This window comes from Tepidibacillus sp. LV47, assembly GCF_048381575.1.
GTDB lineage: Bacteria > Bacillota > Bacilli > Tepidibacillales > Tepidibacillaceae > Tepidibacillus.
The window spans coordinates 178,624-204,201 of sequence record NZ_JBLWIF010000003.1 but is presented as its reverse complement, the minus strand read 5'-3'; the positions used below and the strand labels follow the sequence as shown (position 1 = coordinate 204,201).

General features: G+C 35.6%; 27 protein-coding genes, 1 pseudogene and 1 riboswitch. Of the genes and pseudogenes, 22 read left to right on the top strand and 6 right to left on the bottom strand.

The features are described 5' to 3' along the window. Positions 1 to 119 precede the first annotated feature (119 nt). Together ACMW72_RS05980 and ACMW72_RS05975 are read left to right on the top strand one after the other, a co-directional pair. Complete coding sequence (locus tag ACMW72_RS05980) at positions 120 to 1,976, top strand: monovalent cation:proton antiporter family protein (protein ID WP_418367933.1); 1,857 nt, start codon at positions 120 to 122, stop codon at positions 1,974 to 1,976. Positions 1,977 to 2,151: 175 nt separating this feature from the next. Further along, positions 2,152 to 2,964, top strand: a pseudogene (locus ACMW72_RS05975) (GspE/PulE family protein); the annotation flags it as partial. 201 nt (positions 2,965 to 3,165) lie between these two features. Here the strand turns inward: ACMW72_RS05975 and ACMW72_RS05970 are convergent. After that, positions 3,166 to 3,297 carry a hypothetical protein gene (locus tag ACMW72_RS05970; RefSeq protein WP_418367966.1) on the bottom strand — a complete coding sequence of 44 codons (132 nt, stop codon included), beginning with the start codon at positions 3,295 to 3,297 and terminating at the stop codon, positions 3,166 to 3,168. On the opposite strand from ACMW72_RS05970, the gene ACMW72_RS05965 reads away from it, so the two are divergent. The 9 genes from ACMW72_RS05965 to ACMW72_RS05925 are packed head-to-tail and all read left to right on the top strand — an operon-like array spanning position 3,296 to position 7,323. After that, complete coding sequence (locus tag ACMW72_RS05965) at positions 3,296 to 4,276, top strand: type II secretion system F family protein (RefSeq protein WP_418367965.1); 981 nt, start codon at positions 3,296 to 3,298, stop codon at positions 4,274 to 4,276. The genes ACMW72_RS05970 and ACMW72_RS05965 overlap by 2 nt on opposite strands. A 15-nt stretch (positions 4,277 to 4,291) precedes the next feature. Beyond that, a complete protein-coding gene (locus tag ACMW72_RS05960) occupies positions 4,292 to 4,663 on the top strand; it encodes a competence type IV pilus major pilin ComGC (protein WP_418367932.1) in 372 nt (123 codons plus the stop codon). A 29-nt stretch (positions 4,664 to 4,692) separates the two neighbouring features. Continuing rightward, positions 4,693 to 5,130, top strand: a complete 438-nt coding sequence (locus ACMW72_RS05955) for a hypothetical protein (protein ID WP_418367931.1) — start codon at positions 4,693 to 4,695, stop codon at positions 5,128 to 5,130. Next, a complete protein-coding gene (locus ACMW72_RS05950) occupies positions 5,117 to 5,458 on the top strand; it encodes a hypothetical protein (RefSeq protein ID WP_418367930.1) in 342 nt (113 codons plus the stop codon). Before ACMW72_RS05955 ends, ACMW72_RS05950 begins: the two co-directional genes overlap by 14 nt. Then, entirely contained in the window at positions 5,392 to 5,910 is a 519-nt protein-coding gene (locus ACMW72_RS05945; RefSeq protein ID WP_418367929.1) for a hypothetical protein, read from the top strand. The genes ACMW72_RS05950 and ACMW72_RS05945 overlap by 67 nt, the downstream gene beginning before the upstream one ends. Continuing rightward, positions 5,907 to 6,305 carry a hypothetical protein gene (locus tag ACMW72_RS05940; RefSeq protein ID WP_418367928.1) on the top strand — a complete coding sequence of 133 codons (399 nt, stop codon included), beginning with the start codon at positions 5,907 to 5,909 and terminating at the stop codon, positions 6,303 to 6,305. The genes ACMW72_RS05945 and ACMW72_RS05940 overlap by 4 nt, the downstream gene beginning before the upstream one ends. Next, complete coding sequence (locus ACMW72_RS05935; RefSeq protein WP_418367927.1) at positions 6,298 to 6,822, top strand: shikimate kinase; 525 nt, start codon at positions 6,298 to 6,300, stop codon at positions 6,820 to 6,822. Before ACMW72_RS05940 ends, ACMW72_RS05935 begins: the two co-directional genes overlap by 8 nt. Before the next feature lie 34 nt (positions 6,823 to 6,856). After that, positions 6,857 to 7,033, top strand: coding sequence for a YqzE family protein (locus ACMW72_RS05930; RefSeq protein ID WP_418367926.1), 177 nt, complete (start codon positions 6,857 to 6,859; stop codon positions 7,031 to 7,033). Positions 7,034 to 7,089: 56 nt separating this feature from the next. After that, entirely contained in the window at positions 7,090 to 7,323 is a 234-nt protein-coding gene (locus ACMW72_RS05925; protein ID WP_418367925.1) for a YkuS family protein, read from the top strand. A 55-nt stretch (positions 7,324 to 7,378) separates the two neighbouring features. Here the strand turns inward: ACMW72_RS05925 and ACMW72_RS05920 are convergent, their stop codons facing one another. The 3 genes from ACMW72_RS05920 to ACMW72_RS05910 all read right to left on the bottom strand — a co-directional run bounded on the left by ACMW72_RS05920 (position 7,379) and on the right by ACMW72_RS05910 (position 10,984). Further along, positions 7,379 to 8,236 carry a hypothetical protein gene (locus ACMW72_RS05920; protein ID WP_418367924.1) on the bottom strand — a complete coding sequence of 286 codons (858 nt, stop codon included), beginning with the start codon at positions 8,234 to 8,236 and terminating at the stop codon, positions 7,379 to 7,381. A 169-nt stretch (positions 8,237 to 8,405) separates the two neighbouring features. Next, complete coding sequence (locus tag ACMW72_RS05915; protein WP_418367923.1) at positions 8,406 to 9,239, bottom strand: YqhG family protein; 834 nt, start codon at positions 9,237 to 9,239, stop codon at positions 8,406 to 8,408. Positions 9,240 to 9,262: 23 nt separating this feature from the next. Then, positions 9,263 to 10,984 (bottom strand): DEAD/DEAH box helicase, encoded by a 1,722-nt coding sequence (locus ACMW72_RS05910; RefSeq protein WP_418367922.1) that lies wholly within the window; start codon positions 10,982 to 10,984, stop codon positions 9,263 to 9,265. A gap of 186 nt (positions 10,985 to 11,170) precedes the next feature. After that, positions 11,171 to 11,261, top strand: a riboswitch (glycine riboswitch). 171 nt (positions 11,262 to 11,432) lie between these two features. On the opposite strand from ACMW72_RS05910, the gene gcvT reads away from it, so the two are divergent. Genes gcvT through gcvPB form a run of 4 tightly spaced genes read left to right on the top strand, consistent with a single transcriptional unit; the run spans position 11,433 to position 15,772 of the window. Continuing rightward, a complete protein-coding gene (gene gcvT, locus ACMW72_RS05905; RefSeq protein ID WP_418367921.1) occupies positions 11,433 to 12,533 on the top strand; it encodes a glycine cleavage system aminomethyltransferase GcvT in 1,101 nt (366 codons plus the stop codon). Positions 12,534 to 12,573: 40 nt separating this feature from the next. After that, entirely contained in the window at positions 12,574 to 12,966 is a 393-nt protein-coding gene (gene gcvH / locus ACMW72_RS05900; RefSeq protein WP_418367920.1) for a glycine cleavage system protein GcvH, read from the top strand. A gap of 5 nt (positions 12,967 to 12,971) precedes the next feature. After that, positions 12,972 to 14,318, top strand: coding sequence for an aminomethyl-transferring glycine dehydrogenase subunit GcvPA (gene gcvPA, locus ACMW72_RS05895; protein ID WP_418367919.1), 1,347 nt, complete (start codon positions 12,972 to 12,974; stop codon positions 14,316 to 14,318). Continuing rightward, on the top strand, positions 14,315 to 15,772 hold the full coding sequence (gcvPB, locus tag ACMW72_RS05890; RefSeq protein ID WP_418367918.1) for an aminomethyl-transferring glycine dehydrogenase subunit GcvPB: 1,458 nt from the start codon (positions 14,315 to 14,317) through the stop codon (positions 15,770 to 15,772). Before gcvPA ends, gcvPB begins: the two co-directional genes overlap by 4 nt. 69 nt (positions 15,773 to 15,841) lie before the next feature. Here the strand turns inward: gcvPB and dat are convergent, their stop codons facing one another. Further along, positions 15,842 to 16,666 carry a D-amino-acid transaminase gene (dat, locus tag ACMW72_RS05885; RefSeq protein WP_418367917.1) on the bottom strand — a complete coding sequence of 275 codons (825 nt, stop codon included), beginning with the start codon at positions 16,664 to 16,666 and terminating at the stop codon, positions 15,842 to 15,844. Positions 16,667 to 16,954: 288 nt separating this feature from the next. On the opposite strand from dat, the gene ACMW72_RS05880 reads away from it, so the two are divergent. The 7 genes from ACMW72_RS05880 to ACMW72_RS05850 all read left to right on the top strand — a co-directional run bounded on the left by ACMW72_RS05880 (position 16,955) and on the right by ACMW72_RS05850 (position 24,604). Beyond that, positions 16,955 to 19,474, top strand: coding sequence for an adenosylcobalamin-dependent ribonucleoside-diphosphate reductase (locus ACMW72_RS05880; RefSeq protein ID WP_418367916.1), 2,520 nt, complete (start codon positions 16,955 to 16,957; stop codon positions 19,472 to 19,474). Positions 19,475 to 19,866: 392 nt separating this feature from the next. Further along, a complete protein-coding gene (pepT, locus tag ACMW72_RS05875) occupies positions 19,867 to 21,093 on the top strand; it encodes a peptidase T (protein ID WP_418367915.1) in 1,227 nt (408 codons plus the stop codon). A 250-nt stretch (positions 21,094 to 21,343) separates the two neighbouring features. Continuing rightward, a complete protein-coding gene (locus tag ACMW72_RS05870) occupies positions 21,344 to 21,514 on the top strand; it encodes a hypothetical protein (protein ID WP_418367914.1) in 171 nt (56 codons plus the stop codon). A gap of 597 nt (positions 21,515 to 22,111) precedes the next feature. Further along, positions 22,112 to 22,486 carry a DUF2294 domain-containing protein gene (locus ACMW72_RS05865; RefSeq protein ID WP_418367913.1) on the top strand — a complete coding sequence of 125 codons (375 nt, stop codon included), beginning with the start codon at positions 22,112 to 22,114 and terminating at the stop codon, positions 22,484 to 22,486. Positions 22,487 to 22,664: 178 nt separating this feature from the next. Next, on the top strand, positions 22,665 to 23,684 hold the full coding sequence (locus tag ACMW72_RS05860; RefSeq protein ID WP_418367912.1) for a sodium-dependent bicarbonate transport family permease: 1,020 nt from the start codon (positions 22,665 to 22,667) through the stop codon (positions 23,682 to 23,684). A 233-nt stretch (positions 23,685 to 23,917) separates the two neighbouring features. Beyond that, positions 23,918 to 24,223 (top strand): hypothetical protein, encoded by a 306-nt coding sequence (locus ACMW72_RS05855; protein WP_418367911.1) that lies wholly within the window; start codon positions 23,918 to 23,920, stop codon positions 24,221 to 24,223. A 207-nt stretch (positions 24,224 to 24,430) separates the two neighbouring features. Continuing rightward, positions 24,431 to 24,604 (top strand): hypothetical protein, encoded by a 174-nt coding sequence (locus ACMW72_RS05850; protein ID WP_418367910.1) that lies wholly within the window; start codon positions 24,431 to 24,433, stop codon positions 24,602 to 24,604. A 289-nt stretch (positions 24,605 to 24,893) separates the two neighbouring features. Here the strand turns inward: ACMW72_RS05850 and ACMW72_RS05845 are convergent, their stop codons facing one another. After that, positions 24,894 to 25,436 (bottom strand): transcription repressor NadR, encoded by a 543-nt coding sequence (locus ACMW72_RS05845; RefSeq protein ID WP_418367909.1) that lies wholly within the window; start codon positions 25,434 to 25,436, stop codon positions 24,894 to 24,896. Positions 25,437 to 25,578 lie beyond the last annotated feature (142 nt).

The following is a 25,578-nucleotide window of genomic DNA, read 5'->3' as shown; positions in this document are numbered from 1 at the left end:
ACCTTTCCATATGGAACATACAATCCTCATGTTAAATGACTGTTGAAGAATTGTATATATAAAAAATATGGAAAAAGAGATAGATACAAGAGTGATAACATGAATAATAGGAGGTATGTATGGAAAACGTCCATTTTTCTTTAACTTCTTTATTGATTGTCACAATTCTTTCTTTTTTAGTTCCGATACTTATTCGAAAAATAAAACAGATCTATATCCCCGTTGTTGTCGGTGAAATTCTTGTTGGGATGATTATTGGGAAAAGTGGTTTTGATTTAATAGTCATGGATGAATGGTTGCAATTTATCCAATTTTTTGGTTTAGCCTATTTAATGTTCGTCGCAGGTTTAGAAATTGATTTTGAAATTTTTACGAATCAAGAAGAAAAGCAAAAAGCAAGTAAATTACTAAATCCTATCACCCTTTCTTTGGTTATGTTAGGAATAACGTTATTCTTGGCTTATTTGGTATCGATTCTTTTACGGAGTATGGGATTTATTAAAGATCCTTTATTAATGGCATTAATAGTTGGAACAACATCTCTAAGTGTTGTAATGCCAGTTTTAAAAGAAAGGAAATTATCCAATACTCGTTTTGGCCAATATATCATTACTGGTGCAGTCATAGCTGATTTTGTTACTATGTTACTCATTTCTGTGGCAGTATCCATTTTTAAAGGTGGATTTAGTGTAAAGATTCTCTTTGTATTTGCTTTGTTAGGATTGGTTCTTTTCTTTTATCGAGTTAGTCATCGTTTTCAAGGAAATCCTATATTTCAAGAATTAGCCCATGGAACGACACAAATTGGCATTCGTGGTTCATTTGCATTGATGTTAATTTTTCTTGTCTTAGCTCAAGCTATTGGAGTTGAAATGATTTTAGGTTCATTTTTGGCAGGAGTTGTTGTTTCTTTAATCGGTGATCCAACAAGAAGGGAAGAAATCGTTCATAAACTAGATGCAATTGGTTTTGGCTTTTTAATCCCTACATTTTTTATTTTAGTTGGCGTTAATTTTGATGCATCTGTTCTAATCAACAATCCAAGAGGCTTATTGCTCGTACCACTCTTATTCATCATTGTTTATATCGTAAAAGGACTACCTGTATTATTGTTCAAATTTTTATTCCCATGGAGAGAGACGATTGCTGGAAGTATTATTTTATCAACGCAGATGAGTGTAACGATTGCGGCAGCTACAATTGGAGTTAATATTGGAGCGATTTCCAATGAAGCAAATGCTGCAATTGTATTAGTGGCCATATTGACAAGTATCATCTCGCCGATTTTATTCGGGAAACTGATCCCCATCGTTGAGAAAAAAGAAGAAGATCATTATGTACTAATCATTGGTGCAACGAGAAATGCTATTCTTCTAGCGAAACGATTTTTAAATTCGGGGATCAAAGTGTTTATGGTCGATTCTGATGAAGAAAAAGTACATGAAACGATGATGTCTGGTTTGAATGTGATTTGGGGAAATGCCCTTGATCCAGAATTAATCGAACAATTTGAGGCTGAAAAAGTAAGGGCAATAGTAGTGCTTACAGGAAATGATCAAGTAAATTTTGAAATTGCTCATTTTCTATCCTATTATTTTTCATCACACATTTATGTCGTTCTCAATGACCCAACTTTGATGGAAAAAGCAAAAAAAATGGAAAAAATACGGCCATTAAACCCTCAATTGTCTACAGTAAGTTTATTAGAAAATATGATCAAACACCCAGTTACTGCCGATATCTTAGAAGACCGATTAGGATTACACATGGAAGAGATTGAAATATGGGATAAGAGATTGATCGGAAAAACCGTTCGCAATCTAAAAATTTTTGCCGATATTCTTCTTGTCTCCATCTACCGTAAAGGGGAAACGATTCTTCCCCATGGGGATACAGAAATCGAAGAAGGGGATATTCTTTTAATCCTAGGGACAAAAGAGACCATCGAACAGTTTAAAAATACTCTTTATATTTAAGGATTGGAAATGGTTTTTATGATTCTATAAGCGTGTTGGAATATACAACCTTATTTTTAATTCATTAAATTTTTAAAAAAATTGTAAAATTTAAGAGGGAATTGTTATTTTTTGTAGAAGTTAGAAATTAATTTAGAAAATAAGTTTGATAAAGTAGCGAGGTGATAGGTAAAAAGTGGAGATACCAGAATATATCGATCGTTTAATTGATTTTTGCTTATCCATTGACGCAAGCGATATTCATATCGAGCCGTTTGAGAAAAGGGCAATAATTCGTTATCGCGTGGATGGTTTTCTTAAAGTATATGAAGAGATTACCCTTCAACAACAAAAAGCGATGCTTTCAAGGATGAAATTGCTTGCAGATTTGAATGTGGCGGAAAAGAGATTGCCACAAGATGGTGCAATTACCATCGATCATCACGGTATGGTTACTGATTTACGAATTTCAACTCTTCCAACCATTTATGGTGAAAAAATGGTGATTCGCCTTTTAAAAAAAGAACCTCGTTTTAAAAAGATTGAAGAATTAGGAATGTCAGAAGGACTACGAATTCAATATCAACGTGTGTTACACCAAACAAACGGATTAATTTTAATCACAGGACCTACTAGTTCAGGGAAAACGACCACACTTTATGCATCACTGCAGTTTTTAAATCAAATATCCAATAATATTACGACCTTAGAAGATCCAGTAGAATATAAAATCAACGGGATTAATCAAGTTCAAGTTCAATCAGAGATAGGTTTAAGTTTTGCGAAGGGATTACGAGCGATTTTAAGACAAGATCCGAATGTGATTATGATTGGGGAAATAAGGGATCGAGAAACCGCCAATATTGCGATTGAGGCAGCATTAACCGGACATTTGGTTTTATCTTCTTTACATACGTATGATTCTGCTAGTGCGATTACACGGCTATTAGACATGGGGATTGAACCTTATTTAGTGGCATCATCGATCCAAATGATTCTTGCACAACGACTTGTTAGAAAAAGTTGTGAGTGTAAAGGATTGGATCCTACTTGTGTATATTGCAAAGGAGAAGGATTTTCAGGTCGTTTTGCCATTTTTGAAGGTCTGCCAATCGTCGATCCGATCCGAGAATTAATTCTCAAACAGGCAACGACTCATGAAATCCGGTTAAAAATGAGGGAATTACAATTTAAGCAATTACAGGATATTTTACTGGAAAAGGTAGAGCAAGGACTTACAACGATGGAAGAATTCCATCGAGTTTTGGTGACAAATTATGAATAAAAGTTGGTTTTTACGAAAATGGAATGATTTTTTACTTAGCGAATTTAGTCGTTTAATGAAGATTCAAATTCGTAATGGGGTTCCCTTTATACAAGGAATTCGCTTAATCAAAGATGTGATGCCTAAAAAGGTGAGTAAAGATTTCGACCAATTTATTTATTGGCTAGAACAAGGAGAAACCTTATCGGCTACACTTAAAATTCTTCAATTTCCAAAATCCTATGTTTCCTTTGTAACCATTGGAGAAAGTCATGGTGATTTAGCGTTAGCGTTTGAACAATGTGAGTGGTATTTCAAGCAAAGATATCAATTTAAACATGCTGTACGTAACGCCCTTGCATATCCCATTTTTCTTCTATTATTAATAATTTTTTTATTTATGTTTTTTACCACGATTTTGCTTCCTCAGTTTCTACAATTATATAAGACACTGCAAATCGAAACTCCATCTACAACTCGATTGATTTTCACAATTTATCAATGGTTTCAAGACTATAAATTATGGCTTTTTCTTTCTGTATCTGTCATCTCCCTTGTGATTTATTTTCTGTTTAAAAATAAAAATTTTCTGAAAAAATTCAAGTTATTTCTGCTTCGCTTCCCTTTACTGAAAAAATATTGGTTACAAACATACACATATCATTTTAGCTCTAATTTAAGTCTTTTCTTAAATCATGGAATTTCATTAATCACAGGAATGGACATTCTGGCTGAGTCTAATGAGATATTAATACAAGAAGCAAGTATGAGAATTAAAAAATCATTATATGAAGGAAATAGTTTAGCGGAAATATTAGCAGAGGAGAAAATATTTTTGCCTTCATTTTTGGAAATGATACGGTTCTATGAATCAGTTGGTTCATTAGACACAGGAATGAAACAATATAGTGAGCAATTGCAAAAACAAATGGAATCAGAATTAAAACATAAACTAAAATGGCTCGAACCGATTTTAATTTCTTTAACGGGAGTATTTGTGTTTATTTTAATTTATATTTTATTTTCGCCTATTTTTTCATTAATTCAATCGATTTAAAAGGGGTTGATGGAGATGATTCGCTCAATAAGGCAAAATCAGAAAGGATTTACATTAATTGAATTATTAGTAGTTATATTCATTATTGGTGTAATCTTAGCTATTGCCACACCAAATTTAAGAGCTTCAGGGGAAAAAGCCCAAAAGAAAGCTTGTTTGGCTAATCAAAAATTAATTCAAGTACAATTAGAAAATTATTATCTCGAATATAACACTTATCCAGATGCTTCAAATTTTGTTACAGAATTGGCGAAAAAAGGGTTTCTAGATTCCGTCGTAACCTGCCCTTCAGGAGGAACCTATTCTTTTGATCCCAATTATGTAGATCCATCAACAGGTCTAACACGAGTAAAAGTAACATGTAGTATACATCCCGAAGCCGAGTAAGAAAACAATGAATAAAAAGGGTTTAAGAAATGGATATGCTAAATCATAAAGGTTTTATCCAGCTGGAAGTGATTTTTGTACTTTTTATGATTGGGATTCTTTTATCTTTTTCTATCCCATCATTTCATCATCTACAAGGGCGATCTGAGCTGGATCAATGGGTAGATCAATTTTTAGCGGATTATTATTGGGTGCAACAAGAAGCAATCCATTCGGATAAATGGGTGGAAATTGTTTTCAATCCTGATTACCATTATTATCTCATTCGTAATGAACGAGGTCTGATCAAAAAAGTGCAGTATAGTGACAAAATTTCCGTCTCAGAAAACTTCTTAAATCACCGTATTATGTTTAATGCTTTAGGACGTTTAGCCTATCGAAATGGAACCATTGATGTCATCTCTTCATCGGGAAAAAGACAGTTAGTGATTCAATTAGTAACGGGGCAGATCCATGTTGAAAGATAAAGGAATCATTATGGTAGAAACATTATGGGCTATATTTATCTTCAGTGTGATTCTGATGATTATCATTCCTACTTATCGACAAATGATGATCGAAAGGGAATATCGGAATCAAGATTATATGGCCCTAGCTATCGCTCGTTCTGAAATGGAAGTGAGTCAAGAACGATTACAGGGAAAGGAATACAATAAAAATATTTATCATGTTCAGGTTCATGTACAACCATATAATTCCCAAATTCTTGAAATACAGGTGATTGTATCATGGAAACAAGAAGAACAAAAACGGGGGATTTCTTTGAAGAAATTGGTCTATTCAGATACACAATGAATTCAAAAGGATTTACTTATGTTGAATTCATGATTATGATTTCCTTTTTTACCTTTTTAGTTGGTTATCTTTACCATTTTTTGATTTTAACACAAAAAGAAAAGGAAGAACAAAGAACTCAATTTGTTCTTCAGCATTCTTATCATATGGGATATAACTACTTAAAAAGCAGTGTATTACCTGCATCCCGTTTCTTTGGTGGTGGACAAACATTATATATTGAAAGTAAAAGTAAATTAGAGGCATTTCGTTTTGATGGAGTGAAAGTCATACGTGAGGTAAAAAAAGGGGAAGGAGCGCTTGATGGTACAGTGATTGTTTTTGAATATGTGGATTCGATTCGTTTTGAAATTTTACCAAACGGAGAAGGAATTCATCTATCGGGACGTTTAAAATTAGCTGATCAAGTGTTTTCCTTCGATGATTTTATTCTAAAAAGGGTACAGTCATGATGGCTCTCTTACGAAAGCAGGATGGTTTTGTGTTCCTTCCTGTTATAGGGGCATTCTTTATTATTCTTTTATCACTCATCCCATTTGTTGAGAGACAATTGATCTGGAAAGATGATTTTATGAAGATGAAAATGGAAACTGAAATGGACTACTTATTGGAATCTGGAGTAGCATTCGCATTGGATCAGTTAAAGCAAAATCCCAATTTCCAAGGAAATATGTCGTTCGTTTACAATGGCCAAACATATGTCGTACAATTTAACCAAGATTTATATCAATCAATCGTTCATTGTACGATTAGCATACCGGATTTGACATACAAAAGGATTTATGTAGATATTTCGAAAACAAATTATACGATCATTGATTGGAAAGAAGGATTTCAATATGATTAACGCACAACATATTATTCTCATTGGTTTTATGGGAGCAGGAAAAAGCACGATCGGTAAGGAACTAGCGAGACAACTTCATTATCCCTTTATGGATGTTGATGAAGAGATTGTGCGGCAAGAAAGAAGAACCATTCCCGAAATTTTTAAAACAGGAGGAGAGACTTTTTTCCGTCAAATCGAATCTGAGGTATTTGCCAATCTTGTTCAAAACAAAGAAAGGTCTGTAATTGCTACAGGTGGAGGAATTATATTATTGGAACAAAACCGGTCAATCTTGAAACGACATCAAACCATTTTACTAGAGGCGTCACTGGATACGCTTTTTAAACGAGTTTCAAAGCAACAACAAGATCGCCCATTATTAAAGACGGATTCAGATATGAAAAGTAAAATGGAAGTGCTTTACAATGAACGTTTACTCTTGTATCATGAATCGGCTAAATATATCATTCAAACAGATGGGAAAAGTATCGATACAATCGTAGAAGAGATACGATCTTGTATAGAACTCCCCTAAAATGTCGATACTTTATACATAAGGGGGAGTTTTTATGAATTTCAATGATTTGATCAAATACTTAACGGTGCAAATCGTGGAACGAATGAATCAACCGCGAACAAAAAGACTTCATGAAAAAAAACATAAAAGCTCATTTTCAACTCATTGGTTTGGTCTTATTCCTTTTTCATTAAAAATGATGATAAAAAGATTTCAGAAAAACATATAAAATTGCATAGTCTCATCCCTTCTCGTTCATATTAAAAAAGAGAGGGGGTGTGTCTAATGGCGCGTATTGCTGTTGAACAGTCCTTACAATCCGTAAAAGAATATCTCCAAAATAAAGGATATGAAGTGGTTGATCTGAATCAAAATACACAAGCAGATGCGATCGTGATTACAGGTCAAGATAGAAATATCTTGGGGATGCAGGATATTACAACCAAATCTCCTGTGATTAATGCCAAAGGGTTAACCCCGGAGGAAGTATACCAACAATTATCTAATCGTTTATCATGATCTGATTTGCTTAAAAAGAGCTTCGGAGTTGATTTTTTCCAAAGCTCTTTTTTAATTAACGATTCGTCCAAGCCACGATTTGTCCAAACTTTAGTAAATCTTCAAGGGAAATAAAACGTAGAAGATCTAAGTCATCATCATAAATCGCTAGATAAAGTTGATTTTGATTCCATAGATGATAACCGATAATCGGATAGGCAAACTTTACTTGTTTGTTATATTTATTGCCAATAAACATCATCTTTTGGTTATTTTTTAGTAAGGTTTGGATTTGGTTTAAATCAAATATTCCTTTATTTTGTAAAGAAATCGTTAACCATGATAAATCGCTACTAGGATAGAAGGAAAGATTTTTGTTATCATAAGCTTCTGTTAAGTGGTCTTGATATGTAAGAAATGTTGACTGGATAGAACGGATGTTTTGTTCATTTAAGTCAGGGAGCCACTCACCTGTGGAACCTTCAATATAAACAATTTCTTTGCCTAGATCGAATTTCCAAAAATTCTCAATTGGTGATAAATAATAAAAGGATCTTGGGGTAAGTTGTCTAATCTCCTGATTGGTAATGATATTCTTTTGATAAGGTAAAAAATTCCCGATCCCATATTCTACGATTTGTTCCTGATGGGATGAATCCGTTGTAATAATAAGATAAGCCTTATACCCAATATTCACAGGGATGGTTAACATCGTATGCGTTGGTGTTAACGAATATTGTTCGGTACTGTTTTGGATTGTGTTTTCATTTAGGTCGCTAAAAAAGGGATCTTTTTTTAGCTCATTTAACCAATTCGCCATAAGTAGAGTTTTTGAACTTGTTTCTAATTTACTTAACCCTGTTTTTTGAACCATGATAAAAGCAATCAGAATGGCTAGGATAGAGAAAAAATATTTAAAATAACGTTTTTTCACGATCTGTTTTTTCACCTCTTTTCGATAAATTTCAAAATTAATCCCACCACTAATTGTATTTTGTTAAAATCGCAATGTCTGTTAGTTCCTGTCGCTTAATAATGTGAATTTATTGATAAGTTTTAGCGAAAGAAGCTGAAAAATGAAAAAAAGATAAGTTAGAACAGGGCTAAACCGATTGTTCTAAATAAAAAATTCCATAATTAATAGGACGAACCATAATTCTTGGGGAATACTGCCATTTTATTTCATTAATCCGTTTCTCTTTGTCGGCTAGTCTTTTCTTTTTTTCTTCTTTTTGTTTGTTATCGTCTTCGTTTTTATTTATTTCAGAATGGTTTTGATAATAATTTTCAATTTGTTCTAGTTCGAATTCAAGCTGTTCTTTTGCCAATTTAGCCCATGTAAAGTCCTGATTATTAATCTCGCTTAGTATCCATTCCTCCAATTGAAGTACAGCTTCACGAAAGGTAATAAAAGGAGGAATCGTAGAAACATTTGCAGGCAAGACAGGAGTTAAAGGGATTCCTTCTAAGAAGGAAAGAAAGTTGCTCTTCATTTTTCCATTTCCTAAATTGATTCCTAATGAAAGAAAGAGGTCTTTCTTTTTGTCGCTGATGAATTCAACCTTATAGTTGACTCCTAACCATGGATGAAGGTTATGAACTGTCATTTGCTGATTTGGATATATTCGCATTGCACGACTTTGGATTTGTTGATAGAGTCGAACAATTTTTCCCCGTTTTTTTACCGAATCAAAAATTTGATGAAGGCGTCTGGATCCAAAGTTAACGAATTCTCCACGGATATCTTTTGCATTTTCTGGATCAAAAATGAATGTCATCGTTAGCGTCTCAGGTTCTACACCTGTTCTTTCGACAAAAGTCCAATAGTAAGGGCGGTTCGTTAGATCTTTGTCTACATCAACGGAAAGTTTTACTTGAATATGGGTAGGAGCTTTTTCAATAAACTCACATTGATGAAGATCTAGATATTTTTCCACAAAATTTCTCACCCATGTGTGATTCATCTGTTTTCCTTCACTCCATTTTTAATTCGATTTCCAATTCCGGCTAAACGTTTTCTTACTTCTTGATCATCTTTTGCTTCGATCATGATATCCATAATATTACTTTCAAAATCTTTCATTTGTAATTTTTCTAAAATCGTATCTAATGACCCAATCACATTTTCAAACATATTAATTTTTTCATGCAAGAGATATAAAATATGTTCTTCAATGGTTTGGTTTGTCGATAAATTATAGATATAAACATCTTTTGTCTGGCCTAAACGATGAACACGCCCAATTCGCTGTTCTACCCTCATTGGATTCCAGGGTAGATCATAATTGATAATATGATTACAAAATTGAAGGTTAATCCCTTCACCACCAGCTTCCGTTGCGACCATCACCTGTGCTTTGCGCTCAAATAGTTCCATCATCCAATCTTTTTTTCCGCGGTTAAACCCTCCACGATAAGGAACAGTGCGAATACCTTCTTCTGCTAATTTACTCATGAGAAACTCTTGGGTGGCCCGATATTCTGTAAAAATGATGACTTTTTCATTTTTTAATTCTTTGAGTAGAGAAATCGCTTTTTCTAATTTCGACTGTACTTCGACCTCTTTTGCGATCCTTATTAAACGTAGGATCTCCTCCTTCATTTCTTCGCTACCACCCGATTTTTTAAACATATTGACTAAAGTAATAAATGCTGCGTCACGGCTACTACATATTTCCCGTTGTAACGTAATAAGGGCAAGCATATTTTGCATATCCCCACGATATTTTCGATAATTGCCTTTGACAAAATTAGAAATTTCATCATATAAACGTCGTTCAGGTTCTGTTAATTCAATGGCAATATTTCTTACGATTCGTTTTGGAAATTCAAGCTGAATATTTTCGTCCGATCTCTTATTTCGGATCATTACCTTTTCAATCTCAGCTCGTAATCGCTCTTTGTTTTTGGGACTTCGTTTATCTTTCATGTGTTCCTTTTGAAAATGATAGTAGCGACCTAACTGACCTGGTTTTAAAAGGGTAACAAGATTATAAAGTTCGATCATGTCGTTTTGTATAGGAGTAGCCGTCAATAAGAGGATAAATTTTTTGCGGATGTTGTTAATGAACTCCCAATTTTTTGTGTTTTTATTCTTTAATTTGTGTGCTTCATCAACAACTAACATATCATAATCTTGTTTTAGAATTATTTCTCGATGGGGTGGACGTTTTGCAGTATCCATGGAAGCGACAATAATATCATACTTTTCCCACATCCACTCTTTTTTTTGGGCTACAGCAGGAATATCAAATTTTTGATTTAATTCTCGTGTCCACTGTAAAACGAGGGAAGCAGGAACTAAAATTAAAATTTTTTTAACAAGACCACGTATTAAATATTCTTTTATGATTAGTCCTGCCTCAATCGTTTTACCTAGGCCCACTTCATCTGCTAATATAGCTCGTCCATGCATTTCATTTAATACTTTTTTTGCTGTTTCTATCTGATGAGGAAAAGGAGTTAAATTGGATAAATGGGATAGACACTGTAGTTCATCAAAGTCTTTTATTTTCATCATTTCTTCCGCTTGATAGGCCATTTGAAACACTTCCCACATATCCCATGGGCCGTCTTGTTGAAAGGTACTTTGAAGATGTTCGATCCATTCTTGGTCAAAGTGAATGGGTATCATTTGGTCTTCTCGTAGAAGCGAATAAATTTTTTCAGGTACCTTAGTCATCTTCCTTCTCCTTTTTAAAACCTTTAAGACGATTTTTCCGCTTTATTCGCATATTTTAGTATGAGCGAAACTTTCATTTTTATGTTTAAACTCTAGAAAATCGATGAAAAATCTACCGTGATCAAATTTCAACTGGTATAATAAAAATTAAGTATTATTAATTTTTTAAAAAAGAATAATTGGCGAATGAAGATAAAAGGAGAGACTACATGAAGTAGCGCCGAAGGAGCAAACCGAATAAGGTGAATCTCTCAGGCAAAAGAACTTTTATCTGACGCAACTCTGGAGAGAGCTCATTTTTCGAGCCGCCCAAGGGGAAACTTTAGATAATTAAAGGTAACTCTCAGGCAAAAAGGACAGAGCAGATGATAGAAACATATCATTTGTTTTGTCTTTTTTTTTAAGAAATTTTCTGAATTGAGAAAGATAAATAATAGGAGGTGCTTTAATGACTGATGAATTGAAAAAAACACCACTTTATCCTTTATATCAAAAATACGGAGCAAAACTCATCGAGTTTGGGGGATGGGAACTTCCTGTTCAATTCTCTGGAATTATTGAGGAGCACATGGCTGTTAGGGAACGAGCAGGCCTTTTTGATGTTTCTCATATGGGAGAGGTGGAAATAAGAGGGAAGGATGCCCTCCAATTTATTCAAAAAATGATTACCAATGATGCTGCAAAACTAGTTGATGATAAAGCTTTATATAGTCCGATGTGCTATCCTGACGGGGGCACAGTTGATGATCTATTGGTTTATCGATTGGCTGAGGATCATTATCTCCTTGTCATCAATGCTGCGAATATAGACAAAGATGTAGCTTGGCTTCAAGAGCATCGTGAAGGGGATGTGGAAATTAAAAATATTTCGTTTGAAGTGTCTCAATTCGCTTTACAAGGCCCACTAGCAGAAAAAGTATTACAAAAAATTGCAGATATCGATTTGTCTACCATTGGATCTTTTTCCTTTCGGCGAGATGTTGATTTAAAGGGAATCAAAGCAATGGTCTCGCGAACAGGATATACAGGAGAAGATGGCTTTGAAATCTATTTATCCAATGATGACGCGCCAAAACTTTATGATATAATATTAGAGGTTGGGAAAGAAGATGGCGTCATTCCTTGCGGGCTAGGGGCTAGGGATACATTGAGATTTGAGGCAAAATTACCTTTATATGGGCAAGAGCTCTCACCAACCATCACTCCTATTGAAGCGGGACTTGGTATTTTTGTCAAATGGGACAAAGGGGATTTCATAGGTAGAGATGCTCTATTAAAACAAAAAGAAGAAGGAGCTCCTAGAAAATTAGTAGGGATTGAGATGATTGAACGAGGTATACCTCGCTCTCATTATCCTGTATATGTTGGTAATGAGAAAATAGGTGAAATTACTTCAGGTACCATGTCTCCTACAATGAAGAAAAACCTTGGACTAGCTCTGATTAAAACGGAACATGCAACGATAGGAAATGAAGTTTGGGTGGAGATTCGAAATAAGAAATTAAAAGCCCAGATCGTAAAAACTCCTTTTTATAAGAGGAGCAAGTAAAAAGTATTTACTTACATAACATTTAGGGAGGTTTATTTGCATGAGTGAATTAAGACCAGATTTAAAGTACAGCAAAGAGCATGAATGGGTAGAAGTATTAGGCGATAACAAAGTTCGAATTGGAATTACTGACTATGCCCAAAGTTCTCTTGGAGATATCGTTTTCGTGGAAATTCCAAGTGTGGGTGACGAAGTAACGGCAAATGAAACCATGGGTTCGGTTGAGTCTGTAAAAGCTGTTTCTGATGTTTATTGTCCTGTATCTGGTAAAGTTGTTGAGATTAATGAGAGTCTGGAAGATGCGCCTGAAGTGATCAATGAAGATCCATATGGTAAAGGTTGGATGGTTGTTGTCGAACTTAGCGATCCATCTGAACTAGATCAATTACTATCTGCTGATGAATATGAAGCCTTTATAAAAGAGGAGGAATAATCTCAATGACATCCCGATATATCCCAAATACTGGCCAAGATCAACAGGAAATGTTGACAGCCATTGGGATTAAATCGGTAGAAGAACTATTTGCCGATATCCCAGAAACTGTCCGTTTTAAGGGCCATCTGAACATCCCAAAAGCCATGTCCGAGTTAGAGGTTACTCGGCATATGCAACAATTAGCAAGTAGAAACATAACAATAAATGAATACGCTAATTTTCTAGGAGCAGGGGCTTATCATCATTTTATACCGAGTGTAGTGAATCATGTTATCTCACGTTCAGAATTTTACACAGCATATACTCCCTATCAACCTGAGATCAGTCAAGGAGAGCTCCAAGCGATTTTTGAATTTCAAACATTAATCGCTGAATTAACTGGGATGGAGGCAGCAAACTCATCGATGTACGACGGAGCAACATCATTAGCAGAGGCTGCAGCGATGGCTGCAGGCTCTACCCGTCGTCATAAAATCGTTGTTTCTCTTGCTGTCCATCCAGAATCGAGGGAAGTACTCAAAACAACAGTAAAAGGACATAATCTTGATCTTATTGAGGTAGGATTTAAAGATGGTGTAACAGATTTAGAAGAGCTGCAACATGTAATTGATGAACAAACGGCAGCAGTCATCGTTCAGTACCCGAACTTTTTTGGGCTTATTGAAGATCTTCATACCATTGAAAAAATCACTCATGAGAAAAAAGCCTTGTTCATCGTTAGCGCCAATCCAATGGCTCTTCCAATTCTAAAACCACCTGGTGAATATCATGCGGATGTTGTGGTAGGAGACAATCAGCCCATGGGTATACCCGTATCTTATGGAGGTCCACATGTAGGATTTTTTGCCACGACTTCAAAATTGATTCGTAAAATGCCAGGGCGTATTGTCGGACAAACCGTAGATGATGAAGGAAATCGTGGCTTTGTTCTTACCTTGCAAGCCAGAGAACAACATATTCGCCGTGAGAAGGCAACATCCAATATTTGTTCAAACCAAGCATTAATGGCTTTAGCCTCAGCTGTATATATGAACGCAATGGGTAAACAAGGAATTCAAGAAGTGGCAAAACAAAACTTGCAAAAAGCCCATTATGCCTATCAAGTCTTAACAGCGCTAAAAGGGGTCGAACCTTTATTTAAAGGTCCATTCTTTAATGAATTTACGATTAAATTAACGAAACCCGTATCAGAAGTGAATCGAGAATTATTAAAATATGGAATTATTGGTGGTTATGATTTAAGTTCAGTTTATCCTGATTTGGAAAATGCGATGCTGGTTGCGGTAACGGAAATGAATACCAAGGAACAAATTGATGACCTTGCTTTTAGACTGGAGGGAATATTATGAGAAAAGAAAAGGCCCTCGTTTTTGAATTAAGTAAGCCAGGCAGAGTTGCGTATAGTTTACCTGAACTTGATGTCCCCGAAATGGAGATGGAACAGCTTCTTTCTAAGGAAATGATAAGAGAAAACCCACCAGATTTCCCTGAATTGTCTGAATTGGATCTCATGCGTCATTATACAGAATTATCTCACCGCAACCATGGTGTAGATTCGGGCTTTTATCCTTTAGGATCTTGTACGATGAAATATAATCCCAAAGTGAATGAAGATGTTGCACGTTACCCAGGGTTTGCTCATATTCATCCCTATCAACCCATAGAAACGGTTCAAGGGGCTTTGGAGATGATGTATCATCTCCAAGAGATGCTTCAAGAGATTACTGGAATGAATAAAGTTACCCTACAACCTGCAGCAGGTGCGCATGGTGAATGGACAGGTTTAATGATGATCCGTGCTTATCACGAAAGTCGAGGGGATTTCCAGCGTAAAAAAGTTATAATTCCTGATTCCGCACATGGAACGAATCCAGCATCTGCAACGGTAGCAGGTTTTGAGACCGTTACAGTAAAGTCTAATAAAGATGGGAATGTAGATGTAGAGGAATTAAAAAAGGTTGTGGGGAACGACACAGCTGCACTTATGTTAACCAACCCCAATACTCTTGGTTTATTTGAAAAAGACATCGTCGAGATTTCCAAGATTGTTCATGAAGCTGGAGGACTTCTTTATTATGATGGAGCGAATGCAAATGCCATCCTAGGATATGCTCGCCCTGGAGATATGGGATTTGATGTTGTTCATCTTAATCTGCATAAAACTTTTTCTACCCCTCATGGTGGTGGTGGGCCAGGGGCAGGTCCAGTTGGGGTTAAGAAGATTTTAGAACCTTTTTTGCCAAAACCTTTAGTTGCGAAAAAGGGGGATCAATACTACCTCGATTATGATATCCCTAAGTCGATTGGTCGAGTAAAAGCATTCTATGGCAATTTCGGTGTTCTTGTAAGGGCTTATACTTATATTCGTTCAATGGGGCCAGATGGTCTAAAAGCAGTGGCTGAAAATGCGGTGCTCAATGCAAACTATATGATGAGAAAACTTCAAGATTATTACGATTTGCCGTTTAAACAGCATTGCAAGCATGAATTTGTTTTATCTGGTAAAAAACAGAAAAAACTTGGAGTACGGACATTAGATATTGCCAAACGGTTATTAGATTTTGGTTTTCATCCGCCAACGATCTATTTCCCACTAATTGTAGAAGAATGTTTGATGATCGAACCAACAGAGACGGAAAGCAAAGAAACGTTAGACCGATTTATCGATGCTTTGATTCAAATCGCAAATGAAGTAGAAAATGAGCCTGAAAAGGTTTTAGAAGCACCTCATCATACGGTTGTAGGTCGTTTGGATGAAGCGGCAGCAGCAAGGAACCCCATTTTACGATATACGAAAAAATAAAACGATTTTTCTTTTTCCAATGAAAAAGGTCACTGTGATATTCAGTGGCCTTTTTATGTTTAGGAAAATTCAGATCAATTTTTCGAATTCTGCTTGTATAGCACGAACAATTGGACCAGGGCCATTGCTAATGGTTTTATCATTTACTTGAATTACTGGTGTTATTTCTTGCGTTGTGCTACTAATAAATGCCTCATCAGCTCGATAAATATCCTTTACGCTAAATACATTTTCAATGAAGGGAATTCCTAATTGGTTTGAGATTTCTTCAACCACCATTCTCGTAATCCCTTTTAAAATAAAATGATCTGCAGGATGGGTGTAAATTTTCCCATCTTTCACAATATAAAAATTGGATGAACTTCCTTCCGTAACAGAATTGTCTCGAATCTGGATTGCTTCTTCGGCTTGATGATCATAAGCGTATTGTTTTGCAAGGACATTCCCGAGTAAATTTAAGCTTTTAATATCACAACGTAACCAGCGAATATCTTCAACAGTAACTACTTTAATTCCATTTTTTAATTGGTTGATTGGTCTTTTGAATTCTTTGGTATAGGCAGTAAGAACTGGTTTTACTTTTTCAGGAAAAGCATGGTTCCGTGGTGCAACCCCTCGAGTCATTTGAAAATAGACAATTCCATCTTGTAGGTTGTTCATTTCGATTAGTTGTGTTATCTTTAATTTTGTTTCTCCTTTAGACATAGGTAATGGTAAGCGTATTTCTTTCGCACTACGTTCAAATCGATCTAAATGATCATCAAGGCGAAAAGGTTTGCCGCGATATACGCGCACAACTTCATAAATACCATCACCAAACTGATAACCACGATCTTCAATATCAATATGGGTATCTTGATTTCTTTGCATGAATTGATCGTTGATTAATATCACACCTGTCACTCCAGTCTTTTTTATTTTTCAATTCCAATTGTAACATGAAATAAAAATGGTGGAGTATGGAATTTGATTAATTTTTTGTTTGATATTTTGGTTTTTAAAAAGATACGAAAATGGTAGAAAATGAAACTTAAACCCTATTTTTTTCTCTGTTCTTCTATGAAATTCATTCTTTTGTCACTAGATATATCTATATATTGTGGTATATAATGTGAAACGTCACAAGATATAGTTAGCAACTAGATTAAAAAGACATACATAGATTGAGGAGGGGCAAATGGAATGAATCAATCGTCTACACGTTTAGAAGGTCTAAGTGAAAAAATTTTTTTAGACCGTTACGCATTAAAAGATATGTTACATCAGGATGTATCTGTTGGGGATACTGTGTTGGTTTTAACCAAGGATGACCCCAAATTTCCCCAAAAGGAAGTTGGCGAAGTCATTTCAATTGAAGGTGAAACAATTAAAGTTGGCTTGCGAAGTGGACAAGTCATTGATACAGTGATTGGAAAAATTACAAAACCATTAGAATTAACTCCTGAGGAGATGTGGGATCGCTTAGCGAAAGCCATTGCTGCGGTAGAAAAACCGGAAAAAAGGGAAGAATGGACGAAAAAGTTCCGCAAGGTGTTAGATGATTGGAAGTTGGTTCCAGGTGGTCGTATCGCAGCAGGAGCTGGGGCTAGTGATGAATTAACACTTTTTAACTGTTATGTAATACCATCTCCAAAGGATAGCCGTGGCGGAATTATGGAGACTTTAACTCAGATGACTGAGATCATGTCTCGAGGGGGCGGAGTTGGAATTAACCTATCTTCATTAAGACCAAGACGAGCAATTGTAAGAGGTGTCAATGGTTCATCCAGTGGAGCCGTTTCTTGGGGTGGATTATTTAGCTATACCACTGGTTTAATTGAACAAGGTGGGTCGCGCCGTGGAGCGTTAATGCTCATGTTGAACGATTGGCACCCCGATTTACTTGAATTCATTACAGTAAAACAAACAATGGGCCTCATTACTAATGCCAATCTTTCTGTAGCAATTAGTGATGACTTTATGAAAGCTGTGAAACAAGATCTTGAATGGGAGCTTGTCTTCCCTGATACAGCAGACCCAGAATATAATGATCTTTGGGATGGGAATCTTAAAAAGTGGAAAGAACTTGGTAAACCAGTCAAGGTTTACAATAAAATGAAGGCAAGAGAAATTTGGCATATTATTATTGAATCTGCTTGGAAATCGGCAGAACCTGGCGTTGTCTTTATGGACTATTACAATAAAATGTCAAACAGTTGGTACTATAACCCAATTATTAGTACAAATCCTTGCGCCGAACAAGGATTACCAGCATGGGGTGTATGTAATCTCTCTTCCATTAACCTTTCAAAATTCGTGAAAAATGGTCAAGTGGATTGGGATGCTCTTGGCGAGACGGTTGAAATCTCTGTTCGTTTCTTAGATAACGTGATTGATGCAACTCCATATCATTTTAAAGAAAATGAAGAGAATCAAAAGAAAGAGCGTCGAATCGGTTTAGGTACAATGGGCTTAGCAGAAATGCTAATTAAATTAAAAATCCGTTACGGTAGTCCTGAATCCTTAGAATTTTTAGATAAGTTGTATGGATTTATTGCCAAGCGAGCTTATCTTGCTTCAACAGAGATTGCTGCTGAAAAAGGATCATTTCCAATGTTTGACGCCGAAAAATTCCTTCAAAGTAAATTTGTGCAGCAATTTGATGATGAAGTCAAACAAGCCATTCGTGAAAAAGGAATGCGAAATGTAACGGTACTTACCCAAGCACCAACGGGAAGTACTGGTACCATGGTTGGTACGTCTACAGGTATTGAACCATTCTTCGCTTTTGAATATGTCCGTCAAAGCCGTTTAGGATTGGACAAGCAATATGTGCCAATTGCAAAAGAATGGTTAGAAAAGCACCCTGGAGAAAAACTGCCTGATTACTTTGTCAGTGCAATGGAATTATCTGCAGAAGAACATATTCGTGTTCAAGCAGCGATTCAAAAATGGGTTGATTCATCCATTAGTAAAACTGCAAATGCCCCTGCTGACTTTACGATTGAAGATACAAAGAAATTGTATGAGTATGCTTATGATTTAGGTTGTAAAGGTGTCACCATTTATCGTGATGGTAGTCGTGATGTCCAAGTGCTGTCTACTGAGAAGAAAGAGGAAGTAGCAGAAAGTAAAGCAAATACACCATCAAATGAAAAAGCAGAAAAAGTATATCGCCGTAGACCTAAAAAATTAACCGGTGCCACATACAAAATGAATACACCACTGGGAAAAGCATATATTACCATCAATGATGTAGATGGTAGTCCATTTGAAGTGATTGTTAATGTTGGAAAAGCTGGTAGTGATGTATTTGCAATGTCTGAAGCATTAGGACGGGTTTCTACACTCTTCTTGCGTTTTGGTGAGATTCCTGATGGAAACAAAGCGAGATTGTTAATTAAACATCTTAAAGGAATAGGTGGATCAGGAGCTGTAGGTTTCGGACCTAATCGTGTAGAATCAATTCCTGATGCTGTGGCAAAAGCATTAGAAATGCATATTGATGGAGAAGATCCCAATGGATCTATTGCAGTAACGAAAGAACCAACATTAGATCAACCTCGTGAACATGAAGAGATTCATACTGACCATAAACATTTAAACGATGATCTAGATATTCCAGAGGGATTAGACTTATGTCCAACTTGTGGATCTGCTTCATTAGTGAATGAAGAAGGATGTAAACATTGTATCTCTTGTGGATATACGAGATGTTCATAATAAAAGAAAAAGGTATCTAGGTATTTTCCTGGATACCTTTTTTAACCGCATAATAGACACAATATTTTCTAAATCATGGATGGAAAGGAAGGATTGTATGTTAAGAAAAATCAAAAGTACATCTATGGGAAAAAGCGGATATTCAATATTTTAGCAGATAAAGTAGAAACAGTGACTCCCTTCCTCGGAGAGAGAATATTGAATAACACAAAGCAAGGAGCACATATTAATTGGCTAACAAAAGGGAAAATCGATTGGCGTTTCATAAGTTGTTCTATAAAAGGAATATCATTGAATGACTCCACAATAAAGTAGGAAAAAAATGTTTTGTGAATTTGAAAGAGGTATGATGATAGTATTGTTAAATATTACATAAATAGGAGGAAACATTTATGTCAAAGGTCGTAGAACGTTTTTTAAACTACGTGAAATACGATACTCGCTCAAATGATGAATCAACAACTGTTCCTACCACACCTGGTCAAATGGTATTAGCCAAAGCAATTGCTGAGGAATTAAAACAAATTGGTCTACAAGAAGTAAAAGTTGATGTTAAGGGATATGTTTATGCAACATTACCTTCCAATATAGAGAAAGAAGTACCGACCATTGGCTTTATTGCTCATATGGATACAAGCCCAGATATGACAGGTACGAACGTGAATCCTCAAATTGTGAAAAATTATGATGGTGGAGACATTGTGTTAAATAAAGAACAAAATATCGTTCTTTCCCCGAAACAATTTCCTGAATTAAAAAATTACATAGGCAAGACATTAATCACCACCGATGGAACCACATTACTTGGAGCAGATGATAAAGCAGGTGTCGCTGAAATCGTCTCGGCGATGGAGTATCTCATTCAACATCCTGAAATTCCTCATGGGAAAATTCGGATTGGCTTCACTCCTGATGAGGAAGTAGGTAAAGGTGCTGATCACTTCGATGTAGAAGGATTTGGTGCTGATTTTGCCTATACAATAGATGGCGGGCCAATTGGCGAATTGGAATATGAGAATTTTAATGCTGCAGGAGCAAAAGTACGAATCCGGGGAAGAAATGTTCATCCTGGGACAGCGAAAAATAAAATGATCAATTCCATGCTTGTGGCCAATGAATATATCGCTTCATTACCAGAAAACGAAACCCCTGCCTATACAGAGGGATACGAAGGATTCTACCATTTGATCAGTATGAAAGGGGAAGTAGAAGAAACCACGCTTCAATATATCATCCGTGATTTTGATAAAACATCTTTTGAAAATAGAAAAAAGAAGATGTTGGAAATTGCGGCAAAACTGAACCAAAAATATGGTGAGGGAATTTGTACGGTTGAATTAAAAGACCAATATTACAATATGAAGGAAAAGATTGAACCTGTAAAGCATATTGTGGATACTGCATTTGAGGCAATGAGGAAAGTGGGTATCGAACCGATTGTAAAACCTATTCGTGGGGGAACAGATGGGGCAAGACTCTCTTATATGGGATTACCCACGCCTAATATTTTTGCTGGTGGTCACAATTTCCATGGCCGCTATGAATTTATTCCAACTTTTGCGATGGAAAAAGCCGTAGAAGTCATTCTTAAGATTGTTGAATTATATGCTAAGAAATAATATTTTAGAGAAAATCATGACGGTGTCTATCTTTGTGATAGATCCCGTTTTTTTTTGTTGGCAAAATATTCAGAACATGATACGCTTCGTTTAAAAGTACCGATAGAATTTTGGGTGATTCATAGTGAAAGTGATTCCTATATCATCAACTCGGTAGTTGTACATGTAATATTGTTACGGTAATTTATTTAACTTTAATAAAATAGATAAAAAATAAAAAGGAAAAATCAATAAAAAAGGAGCAATGCAAATGAATCGTTTTGTTCCAGTAAATTCAGAGAAAGATATCTTCCCACAATATCAGGAGACACCAATTGGGAGATTGTTAGAATATTACAATCTTAATCGATCCTTAGAAGATACTTATCAGAAAGCTGAATTATTAAGGGTATCGGATTATCGTGTAGAAAACACGTGTTAACTGATTGATGTTTGTCAAGTCATAAGTCGGAAAATCGTGTGGAAGGACATCAAATAAAATTTTATTTGAAACTGATCAGTATTCTATAAAACACTACATTTAATAAGGAGCAAAAGAAAACCCTTGGTTTATCAGCATAGAATCGAACTTTTATTAACATATTTTTAGAATCAATTCACCCTTCAAAACAGTTATATATTCCTCCACTCCTGACTGAGGGGAACAACTACACTAATTTTGATTCGTAATAATGTCTTAAGTTATCAGAATCGATACGAGAAATCTATAGTCCTGTCCGTTTTGCTTTTCATGTTGTAGAGATAATCCTACTATATTTACGGACGTACAACACATCTTATAGTGTTGACAGGATAAACAGTAAAAGCTAAAATATAAACCAACAGTAATCCGTAAGATTAGTAATGGCAACCTCATGTCTAATAGTACTTTAGCAGGCAGTTAATATTTATTTTATTATTGACTGTGTGAAAAAGTACTGAACGGATTGAGGTTAAGATTATGATAAGGCAGTATATTTCATTATCCCCATTCTGTGTTGGAAAAAGAAATATACTTTTTTTTTTGGGAGGTAGAATATTGAAGAGTACAAAATGGACAAAAGGATCTTTGGAAGCTGAGATAGGTAAAGCTTTAACGCAATGGGAAAAAGATTTTTTAGGACGAGGTTCCGTGTCAGTAAAAACAGATATTCTAAGGGATATGGTGGTTGTTACTTTAAATGGAATTCTTACACCTGCCGAATACAAACTTTGTGACACAAAAGAAGGATTATTGTCGGTAAAAAGAATTCGTTCTGATCTAGTAGAGTCTGGTCGAGAAAAACTGTACCAACTGATAAGGGATTTGACCGGAGAAGAAGTGGTGAGTTTTCACACTGATCTTAGTACTCGCACCGGAGAACGAATTATGGTTTTTAGATTGTACAGTGATTTGCAAAAGAAATTGTCATAAAAACATGGTAGACCTTCAAAACATGAAAAATGAGTTGAAGGTAAACCGGTATGATTCAAGCCAATGTGTTGAAATTCATTATTGGTTGTTGAATATGCCGGTTTTTTTTATTGAAGAAACTAATGCAGACTTAAGAAATCCAATGAGCTGTATCACACAAATAGGAGGGTTGATTGAAATGTATGAAATCGTTTTACAGAACTTATTATCACCATTCGTGTTATTTTTTTTATTAGGTATTATGGCTGCTATATTTAAATCAGATTTGAAATTTCCTAATGGGCTAAGTGAGGCGTTAAGTATTTATCTATTGATGGCCATTGGTATCAAAGGGGGAATTGAACTTTCTCATTATGCGTTAGGCACCGTAATGAAGCCTATTCTCGGAACCCTGTTTTTGGGTGTTTTCATTCCTGTACTGTCGTTAATCGTGCTTCGTTTCATGAAAATGGATCTAAAAAACGCCATAGGATTGGCAGCGACATACGGTTCAGTCAGTATTGTGACTTATGGAGCTACTATTTCTTTCCTTGGTAAGAATGGGGTGGATTATGAAGGGTTTATGAACGTATTAATCGTATTATTGGAAAGCCCAGCCATTTTTGTCTCCTTGTTTCTGTTAAGGTTATTGCAGAAGGCTCCAGATAACCGAAGAATTGCTACTCACCGTCTAGGCTTTGCTGCAGGCATTTATTCGGCTATGAATGGTTTGTTTGATAAAGAAGTGATTAAAGAAAGTTTATTAGGAAAGAGTGTATTGCTTTTGTTGGGGAGCCTTCTTATCGGTTGGTTTGTTGGCCAAGATGCCGTATCTACTGTGAAACCATTGTTTATCGATCTTTATGGAAGCATCTTAATTTTATTTTTATTAAATATGGGATTAATCGTTGGACAACGACTTCCTGAAGTTAAAAAACATGGATGGAAAATTTTATTATTCGGGATCTGTATGCCGATTGTTGGAGGAACCCTTGGAGTTTTTGTAGGGAAAATGGTTGGCCTTTCGCTAGGAGGGGCCACGTTAATGGGGGTATTAGCAGGAAGTTCTTCTTACATTGCTGCTCCCGCCGCCTTAAAATCCTCCGTTCCTGAGGCCAACCCGTCGATTTATCTCGGGTTATCACTTGGAGTGACCTTTCCTTTTAATTTGATCATTGGAATACCTCTGTATTTTGCCATAGCACAACTTCTTCAATAGTGTTTCAAATAAATTAATGGGGTGAATCTCATGTATTTAGATAAAACAAAAAGTTTTATTTGTAATCGGAATGGAGTGCGAATTGGAACGATTATTACATCAGGCGATCAATATCCATCCGGAAAACATGTTAATTTTAAAAAGTTTTGGACCCGTGATTTCACATCCTTACGGTGATTAAATGCGAGACATCATCATTGTTTGTTTATCAGGAAAATGTTGAAGAAATTTTTGTGGTCGGCACAAAAGATGGTCAAAAGAATACAGTGGATATACAAGATTTACTTAACAAAATATATGAGAAAGATGGACTAAAAGAGAAAATACAAACATTAGATTATCTTTTTAAAAATTGCATGCCAGAATTTCTTGGTGGCAATCTAAGTGAATGGTTAGAGGGCAGCAAAACTTTAACTGAGGGCATACAGAATAGTGTCAATATTATTCGTGATCATCCGTTGATGCCATCTCATGTTAAGGTTCACGGATTATTTGTGAACAAGGAGAACAGAAAACTATCAGAAATTGACGTTTCCTAAGAAACTACTACTTGTAGATCTAAAAATACTACTAATCCATTTTTTCGGGTGATTTTCAAAATATGGTAAATGGGTTTAAGGTAAACGGGATCTTCAAGATCAATGTTGCACACACATTTATTTTTTGGACATTCTGTTTTTTATAAAGAAAGGAAGACGTTATGCGCATGCACCCCATACAAGGACAGAAAAGCAGCCCTATCGACAATGTATGGGAAACAACAGGCTATTGGCCGATCTTCAATGTTTGAGATCGGCAATGAAGTAGACTTTGTCTTAAGCGAAGTAAAACGTTTACGATTGCGCTATCCAAAGATCATGGTTGCTCCACTCTTATATAAAGTGGAAGATAACAGACTTTACTTAATCAGAGAAGATTAGAAAGAAATAGAAAACCGAGCACATTGCCCGGTTTTTTTGATGGAAAGAAAGTATAAGATTTTGGGAACAACAACTCCCCTAATAAGCTGGCTTGTATGTTCTATAAGCTACGACTGTAGTGAGCGAGCTTTCCCTCCGACCTTATTTACGGAAAGCCGTAAGGTTAGTAGCAGCATTAGAACATACAAGCCATTTCATGTTTTATAAGCAGCGACTTTTGGGAGTGTATTTATATAGACAACGGAGTGCGTTGGAATATACAAAACAATTTTTACCAAGAAGGGAATGGTTACTCAGTCTTTGAAAGTAATAACCCAGCTTTTTCTAATGCCTCACATACTTCATCGAGTTGTTCTTCTGTTTCTGCTTCTAATGTATGAAGATGAACACCTCCTGTTAAGTCTGACAAATAAGATGCCTTTGTTTCATTCATCTTATCAATAAATTGTTGAACCTCTCTGCGATTTTTCAGCATCAATGAGGCAGTTAATTCCCCATAGATAGGGTGTTCAACAATGACATCCTTAACCAATACCCCATGATCAACCATAATATTCAGTTCCTCTTTTGTTTGCTGAGTTGAATGGGAACAAGCGATGATTCGACGGTATGGGTAACTTTCTTCTTTATCGTTCATATAGACATAACCTTGGGAGGTTGCAATGATCGGTTCGTTTTTTGCTTTTAATAAAGATATATCTTGTACAATCACTTGCCTACTTACATTCATCTTTTCTGCGATTTGTTGGCCAGTTAAGGGTTCTTTCGATTGTTTTAACCAATTCAAAATCAGTTTCCTTCGCTCTTCACCTAGTTTCTTTTTTCCGTCCATTTTAATCACCTCATGAATAAACTGATAGCTTTATTATACCGTATCTGTGAATTTGAACAAAACCATTTACCATGAGTAAAATAGACATTCCCCTAGAACCAATGATTTACTATAAACGTACGATAAATAGGGAAGGGAGGAA